Source organism: Peribacillus sp. NJ4 (assembly GCF_030348345.1).
In the GTDB taxonomy this organism is placed as follows: Bacteria; Bacillota; Bacilli; order Bacillales; family DSM-1321; genus Peribacillus.
On sequence record NZ_JAUCFQ010000001.1, the window covers coordinates 477638 to 494246 of the forward strand.

Annotated in this window: 14 protein-coding genes and 1 other RNA gene; 12 read left to right on the top strand and 3 right to left on the bottom strand. The window is 42.0% G+C overall.

Features of this window, described 5'->3' with window-relative positions:
* Nucleotides 1–26: 26 nt before the first annotated feature.
* Nucleotides 27–388: a transfer-messenger RNA gene (gene ssrA, locus QUF94_RS02335) on the top strand.
* A gap of 194 nt (nucleotides 389–582) precedes the next feature.
* Nucleotides 583–1581, top strand: coding sequence for a nuclease-related domain-containing protein (locus tag QUF94_RS02340; RefSeq protein WP_289314437.1), 999 nt, complete (start codon nucleotides 583–585; stop codon nucleotides 1579–1581).
* A gap of 68 nt (nucleotides 1582–1649) precedes the next feature.
* Here QUF94_RS02340 and QUF94_RS02345 read toward each other — a convergent pair whose 3' ends face one another.
* The 3 genes from QUF94_RS02345 to fdhF all read right to left on the bottom strand — a co-directional run bounded on the left by QUF94_RS02345 (nucleotide 1650) and on the right by fdhF (nucleotide 5840).
* The gene (locus QUF94_RS02345; RefSeq protein WP_289314438.1) at nucleotides 1650–2021 is read right to left on the bottom strand and encodes a hypothetical protein; all 372 of its coding nucleotides are present in this window, start codon (nucleotides 2019–2021) and stop codon (nucleotides 1650–1652) included.
* A 384-nt stretch (nucleotides 2022–2405) separates the two neighbouring features.
* Nucleotides 2406–2882: a helical membrane plugin domain-containing protein gene (locus tag QUF94_RS02350; protein ID WP_289314439.1), complete on the bottom strand. Its 477-nt coding sequence runs from the start codon at nucleotides 2880–2882 to the stop codon at nucleotides 2406–2408.
* 18 nt (nucleotides 2883–2900) lie between these two features.
* Nucleotides 2901–5840, bottom strand: coding sequence for a formate dehydrogenase subunit alpha (fdhF, locus tag QUF94_RS02355; RefSeq protein WP_289314440.1), 2940 nt, complete (start codon nucleotides 5838–5840; stop codon nucleotides 2901–2903).
* A 333-nt stretch (nucleotides 5841–6173) separates the two neighbouring features.
* Between fdhF and QUF94_RS02360 the strand changes: the two genes are divergently transcribed.
* From QUF94_RS02360 to desA, 10 genes are all read left to right on the top strand, one after another.
* A complete protein-coding gene (locus tag QUF94_RS02360; protein ID WP_289318270.1) occupies nucleotides 6174–6536 on the top strand; it encodes a Na-translocating system protein MpsC family protein in 363 nt (120 codons plus the stop codon).
* Nucleotides 6537–6591: 55 nt separating this feature from the next.
* On the top strand, nucleotides 6592–7389 hold the full coding sequence (fdhD, locus tag QUF94_RS02365) for a formate dehydrogenase accessory sulfurtransferase FdhD (RefSeq protein ID WP_289314441.1): 798 nt from the start codon (nucleotides 6592–6594) through the stop codon (nucleotides 7387–7389).
* A 165-nt stretch (nucleotides 7390–7554) separates the two neighbouring features.
* Nucleotides 7555–8427, top strand: a complete 873-nt coding sequence (locus QUF94_RS02370; protein ID WP_289314442.1) for a LysR family transcriptional regulator — start codon at nucleotides 7555–7557, stop codon at nucleotides 8425–8427.
* A 153-nt stretch (nucleotides 8428–8580) separates the two neighbouring features.
* Nucleotides 8581–9507: an AEC family transporter gene (locus QUF94_RS02375; protein ID WP_289314443.1), complete on the top strand. Its 927-nt coding sequence runs from the start codon at nucleotides 8581–8583 to the stop codon at nucleotides 9505–9507.
* 157 nt (nucleotides 9508–9664) lie between these two features.
* Nucleotides 9665–10687 carry a Bug family tripartite tricarboxylate transporter substrate binding protein gene (locus QUF94_RS02380; RefSeq protein WP_289314444.1) on the top strand — a complete coding sequence of 341 codons (1023 nt, stop codon included), beginning with the start codon at nucleotides 9665–9667 and terminating at the stop codon, nucleotides 10685–10687.
* Between the two features lie 57 nt (nucleotides 10688–10744).
* Nucleotides 10745–11200, top strand: a complete 456-nt coding sequence (locus tag QUF94_RS02385) for a tripartite tricarboxylate transporter TctB family protein (protein ID WP_289314445.1) — start codon at nucleotides 10745–10747, stop codon at nucleotides 11198–11200.
* Nucleotides 11201–11218: 18 nt separating this feature from the next.
* On the top strand, nucleotides 11219–12745 hold the full coding sequence (locus tag QUF94_RS02390) for a tripartite tricarboxylate transporter permease (protein WP_289314446.1): 1527 nt from the start codon (nucleotides 11219–11221) through the stop codon (nucleotides 12743–12745).
* 78 nt (nucleotides 12746–12823) lie between these two features.
* A complete protein-coding gene (locus QUF94_RS02395; protein ID WP_289314447.1) occupies nucleotides 12824–14416 on the top strand; it encodes an ATP-binding protein in 1593 nt (530 codons plus the stop codon).
* On the top strand, nucleotides 14413–15120 hold the full coding sequence (locus tag QUF94_RS02400) for a response regulator (protein ID WP_289314448.1): 708 nt from the start codon (nucleotides 14413–14415) through the stop codon (nucleotides 15118–15120). Before QUF94_RS02395 ends, QUF94_RS02400 begins: the two co-directional genes overlap by 4 nt.
* Nucleotides 15121–15471: 351 nt before the next feature.
* Nucleotides 15472–16518 carry a Delta(5) desaturase DesA gene (gene desA, locus QUF94_RS02405; protein WP_289314449.1) on the top strand — a complete coding sequence of 349 codons (1047 nt, stop codon included), beginning with the start codon at nucleotides 15472–15474 and terminating at the stop codon, nucleotides 16516–16518.
* Nucleotides 16519–16609 lie beyond the last annotated feature (91 nt).

The following is a 16609-nucleotide window of genomic DNA, read 5'->3' on the forward strand; positions in this document are numbered from 1 at the left end:
TCTCTCGTACGCTCCATTTCAATCATGGGGACGTTACGGATTCGACAGGGATAGTTCGAGCTTAAGTTGCGAGTCGAGGGGATCGGCCTCGTTAAAACGTCAACGCCTATAACTGGCAAACAAAACAACAACCTAGCTTTCGCTGCTTAATAACAGTCGATAGCTGTTCCTCCCTCCATGGCCCACGTGGTAGGGTAAGGGACTCACTCTAAGTGGGATACGCCGGAATCCACCGTCTGAGGATGAAGGAAGAGACCAATCAGACTAGCTGCTCTGCCGCCTGTCGATAGGCTAATGAGTTCGCGAAATGCGAATATATCGACTACACTCGTAGAAGCTTAAGTGCCGTTATGTCTGGACGTGGGTTCGACTCCCACCGTCTCCACCAATACATATATTGGTGGTTTTTTATTTGCGTTTTTTTAATCAATTTGTCGAAAAATCGATAAATCGTATAATTCGTAGATAAATCAGGAGTTTTCGCTGATATATCTCCAATTTCGGAGATATATTCCCGATTTCGCAGATAAATTGTATAATCGCTATCATTTAAAGGAATATTCCCTACTGCTGTAGAATCCTTTGGGAGAAACCAAGATTGGAGCGATGAAATTGATTGTAAAAAGGCGAAAAGTTCCTCTTACTATACGTAAATTACGTGCTTTAACGCGCAGGCTTTCTCCGAATCATCCTAAAATCCCCTTAATCATCAACGATCTCAAAAAAAGGGAAGCGGGCTATAAAGGGGAATGTTCCATTGATTTTCCATTAAGCTTTCTTCAACCGAAAAGCTATTTCATCTTCCACGATTTAAGGCTGCAGGATCAGTCCCGTTTTTTTCAAATGGATACCTTATTAGTGTCGAAGAAATTCGCCCTTATCATTGAAGTGAAGAATATAGCTGGTTCGATCTATTTTGATCCGCATTTCAATCAGCTCATTCGAACGAAAGATGGAAAAGAGACGGCATTTCCAGATCCCATCGTTCAAGTCAACCGTCAGGAATCACAGTTGAAGAATTGGTTCTTGAAAAATGGCTTTCCCTCACTTCCCATCCTTTCATTGATTGTCATCAGTAATCCCCAAACAATCATCCGTACGTCTCCTGAAAACCGTAAGCTCCACTACAAAGTCATCCATCCCGATGTGCTTCCCTCAAGAATCAATCTGATGGAGCATTCCATCATAGATTCCATTTTAGGTGAAAAGGATTTGAAGAAAGTAGTTCGTATTTTAAATAAGTATCATATCGAAGCGGCCTCTTCCATTCTGGAACGATACAATCTTACCGAAGAGGACCTAATAAAAGGAGTGATATGTGAAAATTGCAAGGGGTTTCCGTTAATTAGAAGGCATGGTACCTGGTTTTGCAATCAATGCCAGCTATCCAATAAGGATGCACATATTCAGGTTTTACGAGATTATTTTCATCTATTAGGCTCGACTATAACGAATCGGCAGTTGAGGGATTTTTTAAACATTTCCTCCGCATCCAGTACAACGAGAATCTTGCAATCATTGAAATTGACAAGCAAAGGTGCGAATAAAGGGAGGGTGTACAGCCTGAATTTTGATGAGTGATTTCTGAGTGATCTTGCCTTAATCATAAAAAAAGGAATAGATTCTATACCATTCCTTAATAGTAAAAATCATTTCTCTATATTCACATCAACATTTTGGAAGTCCTCCAAAATAATATCTATTACTGGAAAAACCCCATCAGCTTGATAAGCTAATAAGATTTTTTTTACTGAGGCAATATGTAATTCTTCAATCTCCATATTTTTTATATCTGCCATTTTTTTTCTCATTTCTTCCTTTGTGGGGTAATTTTTTGTGCCGTAAACCCACATGAAAAATCTATCTAACTCATTAACCTCTTGCTCTGTAAAGCCATGTGATAATAACTCATAATACCTAGACTTTAAATTCGGGGCCATACTATCATGTAATTTAAAAAATGCATGCTTCAATAAAAACAATTCGTATTCTAGTTCCTTAATTTTTTCTTCTTGATTCATTAAATCATCCACTCCAATGCTAATCTTATCCAATACGCTACACTTTCAGCAGTTGTTCGTTTTACTTTTGCAGCAACTAAGCCATTACGCAACAAGCTAATGCTTCATATTTTAACATTATTTAGAGTTGATGTAGCTTCATCAATTTGATTAGCAGCATCATTACCAATCCATATTCTTAAGGGCAGTATTAACTATTATTAAGAGCTTCTTTTACTACCTATGCGCTGGTTGGATTAAATAGGAGTAATAGATCCATGGACATTATTCCATCGATCTTAATTGCTGTCAGAGTCCATCCTTTTGTTTTATTCAATATCGTCCTACATGATAGAAAAAAGACTCAAAAGAAGCATGAACTTCTCTTAAGTCTTTGTTCCTATACTATTCTTTTAATTCCTTGCCCATTCCCTTTAGGAAGTGGACGCCAAAGCCGATCGCCCGGTTTATGTCTGGATCATTTAACGTTTTCATTAAATCCAAAACGCCGATCTTTTTATCGGCCTGAAGGAATTTGTTTCCTTCATCGATTCCTGCCAGTGCACTGTTAAGCAGTTTCGTGGATTGTGCGGCATCGGCATTCATCAAGGCTCCTGTTGCCCCCATAAGGGTATTGATCAGGTTTGTTACAGGTTGTCTTGTGACTTGTTGAAGTGCGATTTTGGCAATTTGTTCTTTTCCTTGAAGCATGGAGGTCGCAGCTTCGAATACTCCGGAGTCATTCAGTTCATTGACAATTTTAAACATATTGTTTAATGCATCTTCATTGTTGGTGATCAGCGTTTTCAGTTCTTCTAGTTTTTGAAGCTTCATTTCTTCCTTAGTAATGGGATTATGGATTTCCGTAATGGGAGCTGCCATGATCTTCACCCTCCTCGTTTATTTTTCCGTTAAGTGAACATACCCTGGACGAGCCCACTTACGTTCAACCTCGACACCGTTTTGAGGATGACGTTTTTTATTCCGTGGGTTGGTACCCGGTAATGGGATATCTCCGCTTGCACTTAATACTTCCATGCGGACCATCGTCTGTTTGTAAGCGGGCGTGTTTGTACGTTGATCATAGATGGGACCAGTCAGGAAGTTAATGGCTGAGTCTTTATCGACCGAGTTCATCGGTAAAAATAGTTCATTATTTTTTACACGGTCTGTGATCAGGACTTTTAATTTAACGGCCCCGAATGGCGACACTAAGCGAACGAGTCCGCCATCACTGACTTTACGTTCTTTAGCAAGTTCTGGTGAAACCTCAACGAAAATGTCAGGTACTTTCGATTGGATGCCATTGGATTTGTTCGTCATATTTCCTTCATGGAAATGCTCGAGCATGCGTCCATTATTGATATGAAGGTCATATTCTTCTGGGAATTTATGCGGTTCCACCCAGTCAGCCAGTGCAAAGCGTGCTTTCTTATCAGGGAAATTGAAGCCATCCACATAAAGAAGCGGCGTGTTTGATCCATCATGGCTTCCCCATAGGAAGCTGTTCCATCCTTCCAGCACCTCGTAATTCGCTTGGCTGAATATTGGTGACAGGCTTGCCATTTCATCATAGATTTCACTGGGATGGGTGTAGTCCCAATTCGCACCTAAGCGGTTGGCGATCTCTTGAGTGATCTCCCAGTCCGCTTTAGAATCTCCCAAAGTTGGAAGGGCTTTATATAAACGCTGTACACGGCGCTCCGTATTGGTGAACGTTCCGTCTTTTTCAAGAGATGGAGCTCCGGGTAATACCACGTCAGCATATTGTGCTGTCCTTGAGAGGAAAATATCCTGGACAACAAAGAAATCCAATCCTGATAACACTTTATCGACATGGTTTGCATCCGCATCAACGAGTGCCATATCTTCACCTACAAGATACATGGCTTTCATGTCGCCTTTATCAATCGCTTCGAGCATTTCGATATTGTTCATGCCTGGTTTGCTGTCGATTTTCACCCCATAAGCTTTTTCGAATTTAGCGCGTGCCGCATCATCGGAAACATGCTGATATCCTGGAAGCCATGTTGGAAGGGTGCCCATATCGCATGCGCCCTGTACATTGTTGTGGCCGCGAAGTGGATAAGCTCCCGCTCCTGGGCGACGGTAGTTACCTGTAGCTAAAAGCAGGTTGGAAATTGCAGCCGATGTATCGGAAGCACCAGTGTTTTGTGTTACGCCCATTCCCCAGAGAATGCATGTACCGTCTGCATCGCGAATGCTTTCAGCTATTTGGATCAATGTTTTTTTTGAAATACCTGTGTTCAGTTCTGCATATTCCAGGGTATATTTCTCAAGTACTTCTTTATAATCATCGAAGAAGTTAACATTTTCATTTATGAATTCTTGATCATGCCAGCTTTGATCGATCATATATTTTGTAACGGCCATCAGCCAAACTTGGTCTGTTCCTTGTTTTGGACTGATATGGATGTCAGAACGCTCGGCCATTTCATTTTTACGAATGTCCGCAACGATCAGTTTTTGTCCGTGAAGCTTTTGGGCCCGTTTAACGCGAGTCGCCAGAACCGGATGTCCTTCTGCCGGGTTAGCCCCAACGATGATGACGAGACCTGCGGCGGCGATATCTTTAATCGTACCAGCATCTCCACCCATGCCGACTGTACGGAACAATCCGTCTGTTGCCGGGGATTGGCAATAACGAGAGCAATTGTCGACGTTATTCGTTTCAAACATTTGCCGTGCAAGTTTTTGAATTACATAGTTTTCTTCATTCGTGATCTTGGATGAGGAAATGAAGCCTACTGAATTTCCACCGTATTGCTGTTTGATCGAACCGAGTCTGGATGCAACCAAATCAAGTGCTTCATCCCAGCTTGATTCAACGAATCTTCCATTTTTACGAATCAGGGGCTTGGTCAAACGTTTTTCCGAGTTTACGAAGTCCCAACCGAATTTCCCTTTAACACAAGTGGAAATCGCATTAACGGGGCCTTCATGAGTAGGTTCGACTTTAAGGATTTTACGGCCTTTGGTCCAGACTTCGAATGTACATCCTACCCCACAGAACGTACAGACCGTTTTTGTCTTCTTCGTCCGTGTTTCACGCATAGCCGCTTCAATTTCCGAAATGGCAAAAATCCCGCTGTATCCAGGTTCCACTTCTTTAACAAGGTCAATCATTGGTTCAAGCATATCGTTTTTCAAACCTGACATGAAACCAGCCTCACCAAGCATCGATTTTTCCATTAGAGCATTACAAGGACAAATGGTTACACACTGTCCGCAGCCTACACAAGATGAGTTATTGATTTCCGTTCCTTCATCCCAGATTACCCGAGGGCGTTCTGCTTCCCAGTCGATGGACAGAGTCTCATTGACCTGAAGGTTTTGGCAGACTTCAACACACTGCCCGCATGCGATGCATTGATTGGCATCATACCGGTAAAACGGATGGGACATATCGACGGCACCCAATTCCACTTTCGGTGTGTAAGGATATTTTTGGTGCTCAATTTCCATTAATTCTGCTGTGTTATGCAGTTTGCAATTTCCGTTATTATTATCACATACAGTACAGTATAAAGAATGATTTTCCAGGATACGGTCCATGGCTTCGGTTTGGGCTTCTTTTGCCTTGTTTGAGTCCAAGGCAATATCCATGCCGTTCATTGCAGGTGTGGAACATGATCGGACGAGTTTCCCGTTAACCTCGACGATGCATGTGTCGCATGTTTGGATCGGATCCACTTCAGGTACATAACAAATCTGTGGATGGGCTATCTCGTTTTGATTGATGACTTCCAGTATTGTCGCACCGTTTTTAGCGGTATAATCCATTCCATTGATTTTGATGGTGATGTTTGAATCGCTCATTATATATCCCCCTTTTATAGCCAAAAACACGCAAAAAACCACCATGATCACACCTCCGGCTCTGAACGGAAGTGTAGGTCATGGTGGAAAAGTTTAATAGCAATGCTTGCCAATATACCAATCCATACCATAATGGATAATTTTAAAAAAGATGGGGACACAACAGTACACTATTATGCTCCCAACTTTCCTCTTTGATATTATAACTTTAATTTTAAGGAGAAACAATCCTTGATGGAGGTTATCATTCCCAAATGCCTTTCGTTTTTCTTCGCGTTGTTTTATGATAAGACAATTGAGAACTTAATTTCCTTGAATTGGAGTGACGTAAGGGTGTCAAAAGGTATTCATGAATTCAATGATATGATTCGTAAGCTGCGCAAGGAACTCTTCGGTAAAGGGCCAGACCGCATACACACGGTTTTCGTCGATAATATGGCCGTTACTACACTATATGGGAATTTGACTCCTACGGAAATGTTCATATCAAGATCAGAGGAAGGAAGGGACATGGTCCATTCAGCACGAACCAAAATGATACAGGATGTGTATTCAGAGAGTCCTCCTGATGGAATGGAAGAACTGGTTGGAGCTAAACTGGTCCATTTGTTTTCAGACATCAAAATCAAAGAGAACATAGCGATTTCCGTATTTGTATTTGATAAGAATATTGCTGACAAACTCAACGGGCATTGACCATGTTCCTTACATATTGGTCAATTGGCTCCTGGATATTAAAAGGAGTGGGAACATGAAAGCGATTGAAATGAAGAGGGACATCATCCGGATAACCAAAGGTAACATGGAGCGAATGGAAGATACGGTCGTAACGGAGTTTCCCGTTACTGTGAAAATAAATGGCCAGGAATTTGTCACGATGGTTTGTACACCTGAATACATCGAAGATATGGTGATTGGTTATTTGGCTTCGGAAGGCATCATCAAAAAATATGAAGAGATAACAGAAATCTGGGTCCAGGAAAAAGAAGGCTTTGTCCATGTGAAGACTGATAAAGTGAACCCTTACTACCAGGACTTTCAAAATAAGCGGTATATCACATCTTGCTGCGGGATGAGCAGACAGGGATTCGTCTTTGTGAATGATGCATTGACTGCCAAGAAAATGGATCATGTTTCGGTAAAATTGACTCCTGATGACTGCTTCCGCTTGATGAAGGATTTACAAAATTCTGCTGTCACCTTCCAGAATACAGGCGGAGTTCACAATGCCGCATTATGTGATGTCGATGGCCTCGTATTAAGCAGGATGGACATTGGAAGGCATAACGCCTTGGACAAAATATACGGCCATTGCTTGAAAAATGGTATTTCGATAGAAGGGAAAGCCATCGTGTTCAGCGGCCGGATTTCATCGGAAATTCTCTTGAAAGTGGCGAAGATCGGCTGTGAACTGATACTCTCGAAATCCGCTCCAACCGAATTGGCTTTGGAGTTGGCTGAAGGATTGGGGATCACCACGGTCGGGTTCATTCGTAATGATTCACTGAATATCTATACCTGCCCTGAAAGAATTCAATTGAATGACTGATTATCCTCCGCTGAAAGATGCTGCTCCTAAGGCGGGTTGGAGAATGCGCTTTACTTGCCGGCATGGCTTGGGCTTTTTTGTCTTTGTAAAAGGATATATCCATCAGGCCTTTTGTGATACAGTTTGGATAAAGCATTCAAGGAAAAGCGTATCGGGGGAAGGGTTATGAACGAAAGGGATTGGCATATTTTAAAGGTGTTGCATGAACACAAGAATATTACTAAAACGGCGCAAAGTTTATATATCTCGCAACCCTCTCTAACGAAACGAATTCAACAAATAGAGAAGGAATTCAATTTAAAGATTGTAGAGCGGGGAACAAGAGGAGTGCAGTTCACCCCTCAAGGGGAGTATCTGGCCATCTGTGCAGATGAGATGCTGATCCGGCTCCGTCAGATAAAAGAGACAGCGTTCAATATGGGTCAGGAGATCAGTGGAACATTACGGCTGGGTGTTTCCAACTATATTACGCTGCATAAATTGCCTGGCCTGTTAAAAATATTCCGTGAGCGATATCCTAAAGTGGATTTCCAGGTGACTACCGGATGGAGTAAAGAAGTACTGAACCTCATTTATAAGGAAGAAGTGCATGTCGGGATCGTTCGGGGGGACTATCAATGGTCCGGGTCAAGGCACCATCTTTTTGAGGAAACGATTTGTATTGCTTCTAAGGAAAAAATAGAGGTCCGGGACCTGCCTTCATTGCCGAGGATCGATTATGGGACCGACGCCCTTTTAAAAACAATGATCGATAATTGGTGGAGAGACAATTTTGCAGGACCTCCATTGGTGGGGATGGAAGTGGACAAAGGGGATACATGCAAAGAAATGGTAAGGAATGGGTTGGGGTATGGGATTCTTCCTAGCGTTTTATTGGAGAAAGACCAAAATCTCCGTCAATGGGACCTTTTGGATAAGCAAGGTAATCCCCTTATTAGGAATACGTGGATGTTATATCATGAAAAGTCGCTGGAATTAAAACTGGTCAAAGAGTTTGTCCAATTTGTCAAAGGTGTCGATTTCATGAGGGATATTTAAATGAAGCGCAGAAACTTCTGTGCTTTTTCATCATTCCATTTTTGAATGGTTAACGATAATTTATTAGTATTTTAATTATGGTTTTCCCGGCATTATGATAGATGGGAGATATAAATCATCAGGACCTTGCCTATGGAATGGAGAGGAAGTCAAATGAGTGTCCTATTTCTAATCGTATTGAATGTCATTGTGCCGGTCTTTTTCCTTATAGGGGCGGGGGCCATCCTTCATCGTAAATTCAAACTGGATATGAATACGCTGTCTAAATTGAATCACTTCCTGCTCATGCCGGCCATTAGCTTTGTCAATATCTATCAAAGCAACATGGGCGGGGGGATGATTGTCCAGATATTCAGCTTCCTTGCTCTTCAAGCATTAAGCCTCATCATCGTGAGTACAGTGATTGCTAAACTTGCCCGATTTGATCAAAGTCTTTCTGCCACGTTTAAAAATAGTGTGGTCCTGAATAACTCAGCCAATTTCGGGTTACCCGTCAGCCAGATGGTTTTTCATGGCAATCCTCTTGGCCTGTCGATCCAAGTCATCGTGATCATTTTTCAAAACCTGTTGACCTATACCTATGGATTGATGAATTCCGTTTCCGTCCATACAAAAAGTGCAAAGGGTGCCATTCGTGAGTTTTTGAAGAATCCAGTCATTTATGCTCTATTACTCGGTTTTCTTTTACAGGCTGCTTCTTTCGATATTCCTCTGTTCTTATGGACCCCGATCGATAATATCGCGAGTGCTTTCATAGCGATTGCCCTGATTACATTGGGTGCTCAGAGTGCCTACTTGAAAATTACGCATTTCCCGCTTCCGCTTATCCTTAGCTTGATTGGACGCTTAATACTCTCACCATCCATCGCATTCCTTATCATTCTCATGCTGGGATTGGAAGGGACTGTCGCTCAGGGATTATTCATCGCAAGCTCATTTCCAACATCAAGAAACAGCGCATTATTCGCTTTGGAATATGATAACCATCCGGAATATGCGGCACAGGCGGTCTTGATGTCGACTTTATTCAGCAGTATAACGGTAACGATGGTCGTATATCTATCAAAAATACTATTTTAGCAGGGCTGCTCTCATGGGCAGTCTTTTCCCAATGTCTCCCCATAAAACTTTATGAACAATATAGAGATTATGGAATTTATGTATTTTAGGTGGATAATTAAAGATGTGGAAGATATTTCTGTAGAATTAAGAAAACGCTTTCAAAAGGGGGATTCATATGTTTTCTCGTAAAAAGATTTCTGCAGTCATATTGGCAGGTTCGTTAGCTTTAAGTTTAGGTGCATGCAGCAGTTCGGATACATCGGGAGAAAAGAAAGAAAGTACAGGTTATCCGAAAAAGGCCATAACGATCGTTGCTCCGTCGGGTGCAGGTGGGGGATGGGATTTAACCGCCCGTTCATTTACTAAGGTCTTGGCTGAGACAAAACTGGTGGACCAGCCATTAACCGTCGAAAACAAACCCGGTGGCGGGGGTGCTGTCTTCATGGCGGATTATGCAACACAGCAAGCGGATAATAATGACATGCTGTTCGTGAATTCACCGCCTGTCATCATCAATAACCTTAAAAAAGAGGGCAACAGTCCTTATGGATATAAAAATACGACTCCTTTGGCGCAGCTGACAAAGGATTATGGAGCGATAGTGGTAAAGGCGGATTCTGAATTCAAGGATTTGAAATCAGTGCTGGAAGTGGTGAAGAAAGATCCGCGTAAGTTAACTTTTGCAGGAGGATCGGCTCCGGGATCCATGGATCATTTGATTTCCATTCTTCCAGCCTATGAATATGGTTTGAATCCAACAGAACTTAAGTACGTCTCGTACGACGGTGGCGGGGAAGCGATTACGGCATTGCTTGGTGGAAATGCGGATGTAATCGGAACGGATGCATCCAGTGTCAGGGAATTTTTAAAGGCAGGAAAGATTAGAGTGTTGGCCGTAACCTCGACTGAACGTTTGGGTGGAGATCTAAAAGACATACCGACTGCAAAGGAACAGGGTGTTGATGCGGAATTCACGATTTGGAGAGGCGTTTTTGGACCTCAGAATATGTCTGAGGAAGCGAAAACCTTTTGGGACGGATCCATTGCAAAGTTAGTGGAAACTTCTGAATGGAAAAAGGAAGTGGAAGTTCAAGGATGGGAACAAGAATATAAAAATAGTGAAGAATTCAGCAAGTTTTTAGAAGAACAGGAGAAACAGGTACAGCAATTATTGGAAGCTTTAGGCATGGAAAAATAATGGAGAAGAAGGAGGTGCTTTCACCTTCTTCTTATTTTCTGAAATGGAGGGATAAGGATGGACGTGAAATTTGATCGCTTTGCATCTGTAGCCTTTCTGGCTGTCGGAGTGCTGTTTATGATTGGAAGCAGGAAACTGGCCAGTTCTTCTTATGGAAGTTCGGTAGGACCGGACATTTTCCCTTTTGTACTGGGGCTCGTCCTTGCTGCTTTAAGCATTCGCTTGTTCTATGAGTCATATCGGGGCAAGAGGCAGGAATCGAGTAAGGAAAAGTTTGAATATAAGCCCTTTATCATCATTGTACTCTCCACATTGATTTATATTTTGACATTGGAAACGATAGGATATGTCATTACGACCTTCCTCTTTTTGTTTGTTTGCTTTCAAACGATGGAACGGAATAAGTGGGTGACATCGCTCATCATATCCGCAGGGTTTTCCGGAATCATCTATTTTTTATTCGTGAATGTTTTAAAGGGAACACTGCCGGGTTGGCCAATCTGGTTTTCATAAAAGGAAGGGGGATGGCAAGTGGGCACTTTTGATTATTTAATTCAAGGATTTGAAACGGCACTTACATGGTATAACATACTTTTTGCATTTGTCGGAGTATTGATTGGAACGGCAGTTGGCGTTTTGCCGGGAATCGGGCCGATGAGCGGTGTGGCTCTTTTAATTCCGGTAACTGCTTCCATTACAGGCGGACTTCCACCAGAGCAAGCAGCGACAAGCGCCATCATTTTACTTGCTGGTGTTTATTATGGAGCGATGTATGGAGGGTCGACAACTTCCATCTTATTGAATACACCGGGCGAATCTTCTTCTGTCGTCACCACATTGGATGGCTACCAAATGGCGAAGAAGGGCAGAGCGGGGAGTGCTTTATCCATATCGGCCATCGGTTCTTTCGTTGGAGGGATCGTCACCCTTATCGCCATGATTGCCTTAGCTCAGCCATTATCGACGATTGCCATCAAATTCGGTCCGGCTGAGTATTTTTCGCTCATGCTTCTAGGGCTGGCGGCTGTCAGTGGTCTCGCCGGAAAATCCGTAACCAAGGCACTGATCATGACGGTTTGCGGTTTGTTGATCGCGACGATAGGCATTGATAATGTATCAGGCATCGCCCGTTTTACATTCGATATACCATGGCTATATCAAGGGGTCGAATTCCTGACGATTGCAGTGGGACTATTCGCCCTTGGAGAAGTATTCAAGACAATCTTGGAAAAAGAAGAGGAAGATGGGGAAATCGCGAAAATCAATAATTTGATTCCTTCCAAAGAAGAATTCAAGGAGTCTGCGGGTCCCATTGCCCGGGGATCGCTCTTGGGTTTCTTTGTAGGAATCCTGCCTGGTGCAGGGGCCACTCTTGCTTCTTTCTTCTCATACCTTATGGAAAAACGGATTTCAAAAAAACCTGGGAAATTTGGTACGGGGACGATTGCTGGAGTGGCTGGACCTGAAACGGCCAATAACGCGGCATCCGGGGGGGCGATGATTCCATTATTGACGCTGGGAATTCCAGGTTCCGGTACAACGGCCATTTTAATGGGGGCGCTCATGATGTACAATGTTCAGCCTGGTCCATTATTATTCGAGGATCATCCTCAGGTGGCCTGGGGTCTCATCGCCAGTATGTTCATTGGGAATTTGATGCTCCTCATCCTTAATCTCCCGCTCGTTAAGGTTTTTGCGAAAATCATTGAAACGCCAAAGAAATATTTGATTCCGATCATTATCGCGATTTCCATTTTTGGCGTTTATGCGGTACAAGTATCGACTTATGATTTATTGCTATTATTAGGATGCGGGGTCTTGGGATATTTCTTAAGTAAAAATGATTATCCAATCGCCCCATTGGTATTAGGGCTGGTTTTAGGACCGATGATAGAAAATAATATGCGCAGGGCATTGACGATATCCGATGGGGATTACAGTTTGTTTTTCACTCGGCCGCTTTCCCTGACCTTCCTGATTGTAACGGCATTATGGCTGCTCATTCCGGTTTTACTTAAGAAGAGAGGGAAGGATGTTGTCATCAATATTGAAGGTTAATGCATATTTTCTGAATGTTATGAAAAAACCCCTTTTTTAAAGGGGTTTTTTTTTATATGATGTAGAAGAGGTGATTGAATGCGTTTACACACCAAGTTGATGCTGGGCATCTGTACGTTAATCATCTTAATGGGTGGAATCTTTGAAGTTATTTTTATAAATATCTTAGAAAATAACCTGAAACAGGAAACAGGGGAAAAAGCATTGTCGGTTGCCCAGACCATTTCTTTGCTGCCTGAAATTAAACAAGCTTTTCGAAATGATAATCCTTCTGTAATCATTCAGCCCATTGCGGAAAAGATTCGCAGGCAGATCGATGCGGAATTTATAGTAATAGGAGATGAGAATGAAAAACGGCTGTCCCATCCAGATCCTAACTTGATCGGGAAGAAAATGGTAGGGGGAGATAATGGCGAGGTTTGGAATGGGAAATCCATCATCACGGAGTCAACTGGGACATTGGGTCCTTCCATAAGGGGGAAATCCCCGATAATGGCAAATGGAAAAGTCATTGGTGTAGTCTCTGTTGGCTACCTTCAGGATGATATTGAAAAAGAAGTGTCCAGAATACAAAGAAAGATAGTATGGACCATCTCTTTTATCTTAATCGGTGGTCTTTTGATAGCCTTTTTCATTTCATTCAATATAAAAAAGGCGATATTGGGACTGGAGCCAAAAGAGATTGCCTGGATGTTCCAAGAGAAGCATGCCATTTTGGAATCGATTCATGAAGGTATCATTGCCATTGATGTTCATGGGAGAATCACCGTCGTCAATGAAACGGCGCATAAAATCCTACATATCCCTAAAGACATCATGCTTCGCGGGCAAAAAATTGAAGAAGTCATAACGCATACACATTTGCTTGATGTAGTCAGCACGGCACAGGCCGAGTATGATCAGGAATTCATGATTGACGGTGAAATTTTTTTGGCTAGCCGGATTCCCATTTTGAATGGACAGGGTGAAGTCATCGGTGCGGTTGCAAGTTTGAGGAATAAATCTGAACTATCCAATCTCCTTCAAGAACTATCACATGTTAAGGCTTATGCAGAAGGGCTGAGGGCCCAGACACATGAATATTCCAATCGGCTTTATACTTTACTAGGTTTGATTCAACTGGGATCCCATAAAGAAGCGATGGAGTTCATATCGAAGGAAGTCGATGTTACCCAAGGCTTCATTCACTTTCTCATGAAGGAAGTTCCTGATCCGATTATTGCTGGGTTCATCCTAGGGAAGGTAAGTTTAGCCAGCGAGCTGAAAATTGATTTTACAATTGATAGAGAGAGCAGTTTTAAGGATATTCCGTCCGAAATAGATCGGGATTTATTAGTTACGATCATCGGCAACCTTATCAATAATGCCTTCGAAGCTGTACGGGAAAACGAAAGGGAGGAAAAAAGGGTTTCGTTATTCGTCACGGACTTGGGTAAAGAGCTGATCATCGAAGTTGAAGATAATGGAAGAGGAATGAATTCGGATGTTACCGAACGGATTTTCCAGAACGGTTTTACGACGAAAAATCATCAAACAAATTCAGGTATAGGGTTGAGCCTAGTTCAGGAAGCGATTGATGGATTAGGAGGATCTATCACTTTTTCGACGAAAGAAGGGGAATATACGATCTTTACCGTAGCCATACCAAAAAACAGAGGGGTGATTAAATGAAGGCCAATCGCGATATAGAAGTTTTGATCGTAGAAGATGACTTACGGATTGCCGAGATACAAAAGCTATTCATCGAAAAAATCGAGGGGTTTCAAACGGTCGGGATCGCGTCAAGTTATGTCGAGGCTAAAAGCTTCATTGAAATCATGCAGCCGGATCTATTACTGCTCGATATGTACTTTCCGGATATGAATGGGCTCGATATCTTGAAAGAAATCAAGCAGCAAAGCAAACAAATGGATGTCATTATGATAACGGCAGCTAAAGAAATCGAAAAAGTCCAGGAAGCCATCAAAATCGGCATATTTGATTATATTATCAAGCCTGTCGCATTTGAGCGTTTCAAGCAGTCCTTGTGCCGATATCAAGAGTATTATATAAAATTGTCTGAAATGGAAAAGGGCAATTTCCCCGTAACGCAGCAACAGGTTGATAAGCTTTTACGGAAGGAAATGAATGAAAAGGAAAGGGAAATGACTTCACTGCCAAAAGGGATCGATCGGATGACCTTGGAGAAGGTGATGGTTGTGTTGGGGAAAGCCTCCCCTGGGTTAACTGCCGAGATAGTGGCAAAGGAAATCGGAGTGAGCAGGACAACGGCAAGACGTTATCTTGAACACTTGATATCCGAGGAAAAAATTGATGCCGATTTAACCTATGGCACGGTAGGCCGGCCAGAACGGGTTTACGCCATCAAGTTTTGAATGGGTTCGCCAGGTGGCGGATCTTTTTTTTGTGTTTAATCGAATAAATATTTGGCTGTATTTGAATCGGCATTCGGATATTGGAATTTGAATAAATGTGGTTTGGTTGAAGGGATTTTGTTTTTTGAGGGGTAAAAATGATGGAAAAGGAAAAAATACGTGTGAAAAGTCATGAAGTAGACAAGTATATGACATTTGTCATGCCAGTAAATTGACGTTTATGACTATAGAAGATCGGTTATTAATCCTATACTTAAGGAACAAATGCTGCCAAGGCATAACTAAGGTTTGCGAAATATGCAAGCTATTAAAACACTCCAAGTTCTATATAAAATATATGAGGAGGAAATCATGAGTAATCATAAACAATTGAGAAAAGATATTGCCCCTTTTGAAAAATCCAATACTAAATCAAGTGTGAAACAGCTTATAAATACATTTCCGCCATTTTTCCTGTTATGGTTTTTAGCTTATCAAAGCTTAACCATTTCATACTGGCTGACCCTTGCATTGGCCGTCCTGGCTTCAGGATTCGTAGTCAGGATTTTCATCATTTTCCATGATTGCTGTCATCAATCGTTTTTCAAAAGCAGGAAAGCGAATAGCATCCTGGGTACAATCAGTGGAATCGTTACATTATTTCCGTATGAGCAATGGAAGCATAGCCATTCCATACATCATGCCACAAGCAGTAATTTAAACAAACGCGGTACAGGAGATATTTGGATCATGACCGTTGATGAATATATAGCCGCTTCATTCTGGGGGCGTCTGGCTTACCGATTATATAGAAATCCGATCGTCATGTTTGGATTAGGTCCATTTTATCTATTTCTTGTATCGAATCGTCTGAATAAAAAAGGCGCTAAAAAGAAGGAACGGATGAATACGTATTTGACAAATGCCGCAATCGTGGCAATTTATGGTCTTTTATGCTTGGCTATCGGATGGCAGGCATTCCTGATGATCCAGGTACCGATGCTTTTTGTAACGGGATCACTGGGCATCTGGCTGTTTTATGTACAGCATCAGTTCGAAGATTCTTATTTCGAAGAGGAATCGGAATGGGATTACGTGAAGGCTGCCATTGATGGAAGTTCTTATTATAAGCTTCCAAAGGTTTTGCAATGGGTAACCGGTAATATCGGTTTCCACCACGTGCATCATCTTAGTCCAAGGGTGCCGAACTATAATCTGGAAAAAGTCCATGATTCCACCCTGCCTTTGCAGCAGGCAACGACAATCACCCTTAGTTCAAGTTTAAAATCGCTTCGCTTCCGCCTTTATGATGGAGAAAACAAGACGTTTGTAAGTTTTAAAGAGATTAAGGAACGTCTAAATGAAACAAAATCAAAGGTGGAAATCAATAATAAACGTCCAAGTCTTCAAGAAAAATAAATAGTTCATCAAAAAACCATTCAATTTCCATTGGGTGGTTTTTTGATGAAACTCCTTAGTATATACTAGGGTAAAAAGAAATAGAGGCGGC

What these genes read in the sequence shown, in the direction of transcription:
- QUF94_RS02345 (WP_289314438.1), bottom strand. Translation starts at nt 2,021, where the DNA reads ATGAATCAAGAAGAAAAAATTAAGGAACTAGAATACGAATTGTTTTTA.
- QUF94_RS02350 (WP_289314439.1), bottom strand. Translation starts at nt 2,882, where the DNA reads ATGGCAGCTCCCATTACGGAAATCCATAATCCCATTACTAAGGAAGAA.
- fdhF (WP_289314440.1), bottom strand. Translation starts at nt 5,840, where the DNA reads ATGAGCGATTCAAACATCACCATCAAAATCAATGGAATGGATTATACC.
- fdhD (WP_289314441.1), top strand. Translation starts at nt 6,592, where the DNA reads ATGAAAGCGATTGAAATGAAGAGGGACATCATCCGGATAACCAAAGGT.
- QUF94_RS02370 (WP_289314442.1), top strand. Translation starts at nt 7,555, where the DNA reads ATGAACGAAAGGGATTGGCATATTTTAAAGGTGTTGCATGAACACAAG.
- QUF94_RS02375 (WP_289314443.1), top strand. Translation starts at nt 8,581, where the DNA reads ATGAGTGTCCTATTTCTAATCGTATTGAATGTCATTGTGCCGGTCTTT.
- QUF94_RS02380 (WP_289314444.1), top strand. Translation starts at nt 9,665, where the DNA reads ATGTTTTCTCGTAAAAAGATTTCTGCAGTCATATTGGCAGGTTCGTTA.
- QUF94_RS02385 (WP_289314445.1), top strand. Translation starts at nt 10,745, where the DNA reads ATGGACGTGAAATTTGATCGCTTTGCATCTGTAGCCTTTCTGGCTGTC.
- QUF94_RS02395 (WP_289314447.1), top strand. Translation starts at nt 12,824, where the DNA reads ATGCGTTTACACACCAAGTTGATGCTGGGCATCTGTACGTTAATCATC.
- QUF94_RS02400 (WP_289314448.1), top strand. Translation starts at nt 14,413, where the DNA reads ATGAAGGCCAATCGCGATATAGAAGTTTTGATCGTAGAAGATGACTTA.
- desA (WP_289314449.1), top strand. Translation starts at nt 15,472, where the DNA reads ATGAGTAATCATAAACAATTGAGAAAAGATATTGCCCCTTTTGAAAAA.